Origin of the sequence: Mesorhizobium sp. M1338 (assembly GCF_040318045.1) — a bacterium.
Taxonomy (GTDB): Bacteria; Pseudomonadota; Alphaproteobacteria; order Rhizobiales; family Rhizobiaceae; genus Mesorhizobium.
Genome location: NZ_JAMYLL010000107.1, coordinates 1 through 3,420, shown reverse-complemented (window position 1 = coordinate 3,420; position 3,420 = coordinate 1). Strand labels below are relative to the sequence as shown.

Below are 3,420 nucleotides of genomic sequence, written 5' to 3'. Positions count from 1 at the left end.
CGGTCGTGGATCGTTTTGACGGAAAGCAACCGCTTCGCCTGGCCGGGGCCCGACGTCCGGCCGCTGGAGACGGAGAGCGGCTATTACGGGCCGCTGCCGCCGGCGTTGTTTGCCGCGGTCAAGCGCCGGTTTGTCGCCATCGCGACAGGCCAGGCGCACACCAACACGTCGCGCACGGCGTGACGTCGGCTGGCGCTGCGGCAGGCCGGGCGGCCTCAGGGCAGGGGCAGTCTCCATCAGGCGTCTTTCTGCGGCCGTCGCGACCGTGCTTTGCGCCGAATCTAGCGCCTTTTGGCGGTCAAATCCATCACTATCGATAAGAGGTCATTATCGATAGTGTATTTTCTCCCTGAAGAAACACGACGTAAGTCCAGTGAGAGCCTCACTAGCTTGACCAACGCGAATCAGCCATCATGAAAACAATGGCTTACGCCCTCGACAAACTGCCCCTGGAAACCCTGATCGGGCCGGTTGCCCGCGCGACCGCGGTTTTGGTCCGCCTCGACGAGCGGGTCGCCCGTTCGCCGATCCGCGACGGCTTGGTCGAGCGCCAGCATTTTGCCGACGCGGCCGCCGCGCTCTGGCTCGAGGGCGAACTCGTCCACCTCGAGGACCTCGTCCTGCACGACGCCCACATGGACATCCGCACCCCGACCCACGAACTCACCCGGGCGCACGCGGTGCTGCGAACCCGCCGGCTGATTTTTGCGCAAAAGCCGGACTGGGCGCTCAGCCGCGACGGTTTTTTGGCGCTGACCGGTCGCGGCGGCGCCATGCCGGCGGCGAGCCAAAAAAGCCGGGACGGGGAGGGGGCTGAAACTGCCTCTGTGGAAGCCGACGATCGCGATGACGTTGAGGCCGATCGGCTGGCCGAAGAATTTGCCGAGATCGATGCCGTCCTGGCGCGCTCGTCGAAGATTCTCAGCGGCGCTGACGTGCCGGCGAAAGCGGCGCGCCCCGACGACCGGCCGGACCTGATTTACGATCTCGACTGGAATGAAGAAGAGCGGCTGGGCGAATGGCAGGCTGTGCTCGCGGAAACGCGGGGGCAACCAGTCGTCCTGCAAGCGGCGATCCTGCTCGAAGCGTGGTCGGACATCGAGGTGCTGCAGCATGCCACGTGGCTCGGGCCGCTGCTCGTGGCCGCGCTGCTGCGACAGGAAGGACTCGCCGCCCACCATCTCGCTTGCATTCATCTCGGCGCGAAAAACATTCCGCGCGAGCGGAGGCGGGCGCGCAGTCGCGGCGATCGACTGCTCGCCTGCCTCGATGCGATTCACGACGCAGCAGTGGCTGGCCTGAAGGAACACGATCGGCTGGTGCTGGCAAAAAGCCAGATGGAGCGACGGCTCAAACAACGGCGCGCCAGCTCGAAACTGCCCGACCTGGTCGAGCTGGTACTGTCTCGGCCGCTCGTCTCGGCCGGCATGATCCAGGAGCAGCTAAAGGTGACAAAACAGGGGGCACTCAACCTGATCGGCGAGCTTGGCCTGCGCGAGATGACGGGGAGGGGAAGGTTTCGGGCATGGGGTGTGATCTAACGGTCCTCCCAACCACACGCCTTTGGGAGGCCGATTAGATTGCTGCTCGACTAGCCTCTCAATTGTCCGGCGTTGCGGCGCCTGTTTCGCCTGTGTTGGGCTCGACGTCGATGGTCGCGATCCCAGGGTCGACGTGCTTGGCAGTCACATATGAGAATCCCGGCAATCGGATTCTGCTGCCGAAACGTGGCTACGAACCGAAGGTCTGTTCACGTCTGGGAGCTTGGCGGATCGAATTGAACAAGCCTAAGCTCGCACTATTGACTGCAACGATTCGGATCGACGATGGCTGAGCAACCCCGGATCAAATATCTTTCGATCGCGAAGTTTCGGGGCATCGAGTCTCTGGAGTGGCGTCCACAGCGATCAACCGCCTGCACGCTACGTGGGGATGCCTACGCGCTTACGGAAAAACGGACTTTTCCAGCGATCTAGGATGACCGACACCGGGCTACGTCGCGCCAGCGCAATCGGCGCGCAGAAAATTAGGCCTACCCCGCTCCGGGACCGCGGACCTCGTCAGCTTCTCGTAAGTATGCCCGAGTAGGTTGCTCAGCTGATCTGTGGACGTGAGGCTAGCGTGAACCGGCACAAATTTGACCCATCCAATGTAACAGGTTGGCGGCAGGTGCAGCCCCCGGCATCTCAAGAGCAAGCGGCACAGGCCGGGCAAGAGGGCTTTGAGCAGCGCTCGGGCGAGGCGCGCCAAGCCGCTGCCCAAATTCCCGCCCCCGGCGTTCCGGCTCTGCCAGACCCGTTCCATCCTCATCCGTCTCAGGGAGACCTGAGCCTCATCGAAGGCGCGGCCCCATGGGAAGCGCAGCCCATGATGCAAGGGAGCGGACAAGAACACGCCGCGGCGCCGTACGCCGGAGGCAGTGGGTCGATGCTAGGTGCCTCGGTGCTGCAGCCGGGTCACTCAACGGCGCGCCATCATCATGCGCCGGATTCGTCAGTGGTTGATCTGAAGGCGGCGGTGCAGCCAGATCCTCCAATAGTGGTCTCCGACGGTCGCGGCCGCAAACGTCCTCTTTATTCCAACGATGCGACCGTTGTCGAAGGGCTCAGGTCAGCACTCTATGCCGGTAAGGTCGGGGAGCGCACGGTCAAGCGCCATGTAAATTCTCTTCTCGGCTTTGGTCATTGGCTCCATAAAAACAACAAGCCGGGATTTGCTGCTCGGCTTCACGATCAGTCGCTGGATCCGGATCTCAAGGAGTACCAGCGCAAGAGTGGCTCCTCGGACGTGGCTGAGTCACTGGGGCGTCTCAAGACGTGGGCGGGCGGAGCGCCAGTGCTGCGCCACGCTGCCCTGAATCCCGACCCTGCCGACGCCGCGCTCATCAGAGAGTACACAGCGGCTCTCATCAAAGAGCACAAAGAAGCGCCTGCGACCGGGCCGAATCGCCAAACCATTCAGATCTATGGGTCTGCTCTTAGACGTTTCAGTCAATACCTGGTTGAAAACAAAAAGCCGGGGATTGCGGATCGGCTTCACGAGGGGTCGCTGGATGAAGATGCCAAGCGCTATATGAAATGGCCTGGGATCAGTGCACTAGCTCATCTCCGGAAGTCCGCACCCCGGCGCGAAATTGCCCTTGCTCCTCGTCCGGAAGACGCAGTCGGCATGGAGGCTCGTGCCATTGGGGACGCCGCTGCGCAGCACAGCGGGCCGCAGGAGGCATTCAGTTGGCCAGAGTATCTCCCCCCTAGGGAAGCTAATGAACACGACGCTGTTCTGCCATCGTCTTTCGTGCCAACTGGGCACCATCACCAAACCTCGGATCCCGCAGCGTCCTTTCGTCCCCTGATCTGGCGCGACGGCGACCAGCGCGCGCCGGACGAGCGGATCGCTGCACAGGACAGGAGCAACCTGCTA

General features: G+C 62.8%; 1 protein-coding gene and 2 pseudogenes. All 3 read left to right on the top strand.

Features of this window, described 5'->3' with window-relative positions:
• Positions 1-183, top strand: a pseudogene (locus NKH19_RS32980) (plasmid maintenance toxin (PemK-like)); the annotation flags it as partial.
• A gap of 239 nt (positions 184-422) precedes the next feature.
• Entirely contained in the window at positions 423-1,541 is a 1,119-nt protein-coding gene (locus NKH19_RS32975) for an RHE_PE00001 family protein (RefSeq protein WP_352983866.1), read from the top strand.
• 955 nt (positions 1,542-2,496) lie between these two features.
• Positions 2,497-3,420: pseudogene (locus NKH19_RS32970) on the top strand (hypothetical protein); the annotation flags it as partial.

Excerpts from the sequence above, each read along its gene's own strand:
- NKH19_RS32975 (WP_352983866.1), top strand. The coding sequence starts at position 423 with ATGGCTTACGCCCTCGACAAACTGCCCCTGGAAACCCTGATCGGGCCG.